Origin of the sequence: Paenibacillus enshidis, assembly GCF_042136365.1 — a bacterium.
Lineage (GTDB): Bacteria > Bacillota > Bacilli > Paenibacillales > Paenibacillaceae > Paenibacillus > Paenibacillus enshidis.
The window spans coordinates 1-3,587 of sequence record NZ_JBHHMI010000058.1; the positions used below are offsets into that span (position 1 = coordinate 1).

Below are 3,587 nucleotides of genomic sequence, written 5' to 3' on the forward strand. Positions count from 1 at the left end.
GTTGCCTCTGTCGGTGGTGTTGCTCCTGCCGATGACGTTGCCTCTGTCGGTGGTGTTGCTCCTGCCGATGACGTTGCTCCTGCTGGATTTTCTAATACTTCATTATCCAACACTCTCATCTTAAACTCCTCATACTCACTACCAAGTTCATTAAGTTTTACAAGATATCTTGAATAAGGCTGTTTGGGAGGTTTATTTTCTATTAATTTTGAATATACATTCTTAATAGTTGCTTCATTCTCAAAATCCCAATCAGCACTAATTTTAAATATCCGTTTTAGAGCAACATTAATAAAAATACCTTCCAAATCGGTGTATGGGATTTTTTTAAAATCTTTTTTGTAGAATAAATTACAAATCTGACTAACCCTAAAGGCTCGCGGATAGGCTGGGGTTTTATTCATATTATTAAGTGCATAGTCCCTTTGATAAGCATCCCAATCAATCTGCCCCCTCCCCCCTTGCTCCCCACTGTGCTCAATTTCAATTAATCGAAGTGCTTCATCTCGATCAGTGACATACACAAATACTTTTGTATCTAGTGAAACGTTTATATGATTCTTTATTCCTTTAACCCTTTTATCTCCTTTAGCCAAAAGCTTCAACACAGAAATTCTTCTATTTCCATCAAATACAATGTAAGAATCTCCACTTCTAACAACAATAGGTTGTCGATGGGAGTTCAAACCAAACTCTGCAACATCAGTAGCCAAAGCTAGCATTTTACTTTTTCCTTCAACTTCAAAAAGAATATCAATTGCTTCATCTTCGCTCTCTGACATCTCTATTGCCGCTCTTGGATTATCATGCCAAACTATCAAATTTCTCAAGGGAACATCCATTCTAACTCCCATTAATAATCCCCCTAAACAATAACATTTTTATAAAACATATATTCGCCGGACCTTTTTTTAGTTTGGACGCTGTAGTTTAAGGATAAAACCTCACAGTTCATGTGTTTGTAAAATTCAAAAATACTATTACATATATCATACGTTATAATGAACGGAATTCTTTCCAGATAAATATCTATAGTTTCTGATAACATTTGATGATCCTCATGGGTGAAAAAATTGATATACAGGTCTTTTCCTTTATGATAATAAGGCGGATCAATAAACCAGAAACTTTCTTCTTTATTTGTATTTCTGATAAATTCATTAGCATCTACATTGGAAAGCTCAATATTATTTCTATGCTGATTAATTTGAAGTATAAATTGAATAAGTCTTTCTTTATTAAACCTACAATCAATTTTATATTTACCTTGTTGATTAAGCCCACCTATAGGTCCGGCCTTAAGTATTCCCGAACGATTTGTCCTGTTCAAAAAAAAAGTCGAAAAACCAAGATCAAACAGATTGGCATCTTTTTTATTTATCTGTATATTTTTTTGTGTGTGCCACTCATTAATGCTAACTTCGGTCTCTTCTATTCGCCTTATAAATTCTTCGGTCCAATTTAATATGCTATACCAAAAAGCATAGATTGAACGATCGAAATCATTAATGGATACATTCGCAACATAACCATCCTCCAGTAATTTCAGAGCGACTCCCGCCCCTCCAGCAAACGGCTCTATATAGTTTGAACCTATTAAATCGTTTCTATACATTAACTCTACTACGTAGTCATACATCTGCCCTTTACCACCAGGATATCTTAAAGGCGAGAGTGCTCTCCCCATGTCCATCAGTCCAATCACATTAAAAGTTTCTGTAATTTATAACAGTTCATTCCCCATGCTTGAATGATAAACCTACTTCATTTGTATAGAAGCTCTTCTTAGTTAGTGGCCCTACAGTTTTCACATCGGTAATTTAACCGCCATACGAAAGTACCTCACTAAAAATCCCCTATACTAAATCCATGAGGTTCTGCCGACAACCAAAGCAGTCCCTTTTATAATATTTTCACACATACACATGTTCTCACATTTCCCAAAGTCTGTAAAGATAGTTGTCGGCTAAACTCGTTACTACTGATACATTACTGATACTATCATCTTATAGAATAACTTCGTTTTTCTGAATTCGCATGGTCAAAACAATAACTTCATCCCTATTAATCCCCATCGCCAACCGATTTAGCATCTGCGAATCAGGCACTTCTGAAATTGCCCTAATTATAATCTTCATATCATTATATTATACATCAGCACTAAAGTAATTCTCAGTTCCTATTAATTTTGCCTTCCACCACTTGCCCCTATTTTTCATTTCTCAATGAGCCATCCGCTTCGTCTCCCCCATCACCTGCATCTGAGATACAAACTTGCAAATCCATGATGCAATATCTGCGGATTCTGAACCTCAGCATCCAACAGCCCGATTAGCGTTTGAATATCATACTTCACGGACACAATGAACTCTTCTGGTACATCAACCTCATTCAGTCCTATAGACAACGCTTTATGCTCCACATTCTTGACCACCAATTCCGTCTGCATCTCATCCAACATCTCCTGATGAACCGCCTTGCCTTTGCCTGCCTGTATATCATCCTTAATAGCATCCACACGCTTCTCCAAAAATGCAATCTCTGCCGCTAAACTGGAGGCCAGAGCAATGAGATGCTTGTTCTTCTCGTTATAATACATGCGGATCTCTTCCTCCAACTGATTGTCCATCGACAGCCGTAGCAGAGTCGTTCTGAGTTTATTGGTCACGACTTCCTCAACCCGTTCTTTACGCCAGCCTACATATGAACAAAACTCCTCGCCCTTCCGCATGTAGCCACCCGCATACATAATATCATTGTCCGCCGCTCTTGGTACGTGTGGATGTGGAATTGCCGACCATCCTTGAGCGGTTAACTCCACCCTTCAAGTCCGAGCAATCGGATAGGAGGCTATCCATTAGTTGGATAGCCGACCTTCCACACCACCGTACGTACCGTTCGGTATACGGCGGTTCCTTAGTTCACGCAATGACTTGTCGATAATAATCTGAAAAGAAAAGAAATCCGAGGTTCTTTAGCACGTTGTTTCCGAGGGATCTTGAAAGGATCGGGCTATTGGAGGTTCTCCAGTAGCTCTTTCTTGTATTTGCATACTCCCATGCCTTTTGCTTGTGGATTCCGAGAGACTGTAACTTTTCGAATTTCGTCTTTATTCGTTTCCATTGCTTCCAGTAGACCATGCGTATCCGCCTTCTCATCCATTCATCCGTCGTTTGGAGCAGTTTCTTCATATCCGCGATCTTGAAGTAGTTTATCCACCCCATGATGTAGCGTCTAAGCTTTTCAGCCCGCTCTTCATTTCCCATTCCGTTACTTCTCGATGTAAGTTCCTTCACTTTGGCCTTCATCTTTGCAACGGATTTCGGGTGGATGCGGACTCGCGACTCCCCCTTCTTTTCGTAGAAGGAGAATCCAAGAAACTTGACCTTCTTTGCCTCGTCCACCATCGTCTTCTCCCGGTTCACTTTGAGAAACAGCTTCTCCTCAATAAAAGGAAGAACGTTCTCCAGTGTCCGTTTGGCGCTTCTTCTGCTTTTACAGAAGATGAGCAGGTGAGTAGCCCGAGAGAATCGCACTCTCAGGCCCTCTCAGAACCGGACGTGAACCTCTCGGCTCATCCGGCTCCC

At 40.1% G+C, this 3,587-nt stretch carries 4 protein-coding genes; all 4 read right to left on the minus strand.

Going from position 1 to position 3,587, the window contains the following annotated elements:
* Positions 1 to 854, minus strand: an 854-nt coding sequence (locus ACE41H_RS24990; RefSeq protein WP_511055617.1) for a ParB/RepB/Spo0J family partition protein, incomplete at its 3' end; no start/stop codon positions are given.
* Positions 855 to 865: 11 nt separating this feature from the next.
* Positions 866 to 1,705 carry a DNA adenine methylase gene (locus ACE41H_RS24995; protein WP_375358285.1) on the minus strand — a complete coding sequence of 280 codons (840 nt, stop codon included), beginning with the start codon at positions 1,703 to 1,705 and terminating at the stop codon, positions 866 to 868.
* Between the two features lie 546 nt (positions 1,706 to 2,251).
* Entirely contained in the window at positions 2,252 to 2,731 is a 480-nt protein-coding gene (locus ACE41H_RS25000) for a hypothetical protein (protein ID WP_375358286.1), read from the minus strand.
* A gap of 190 nt (positions 2,732 to 2,921) precedes the next feature.
* On the minus strand, positions 2,922 to 3,536 hold the full coding sequence (locus tag ACE41H_RS25005) for a group II intron maturase-specific domain-containing protein (protein ID WP_375358287.1): 615 nt from the start codon (positions 3,534 to 3,536) through the stop codon (positions 2,922 to 2,924).
* Positions 3,537 to 3,587: the final 51 nt, after the last annotated feature.

What these genes read in the sequence shown, in the direction of transcription:
- ACE41H_RS25000 (WP_375358286.1), bottom strand. Translation starts at nt 2,731, where the DNA reads ATGCGGAAGGGCGAGGAGTTTTGTTCATATGTAGGCTGGCGTAAAGAA.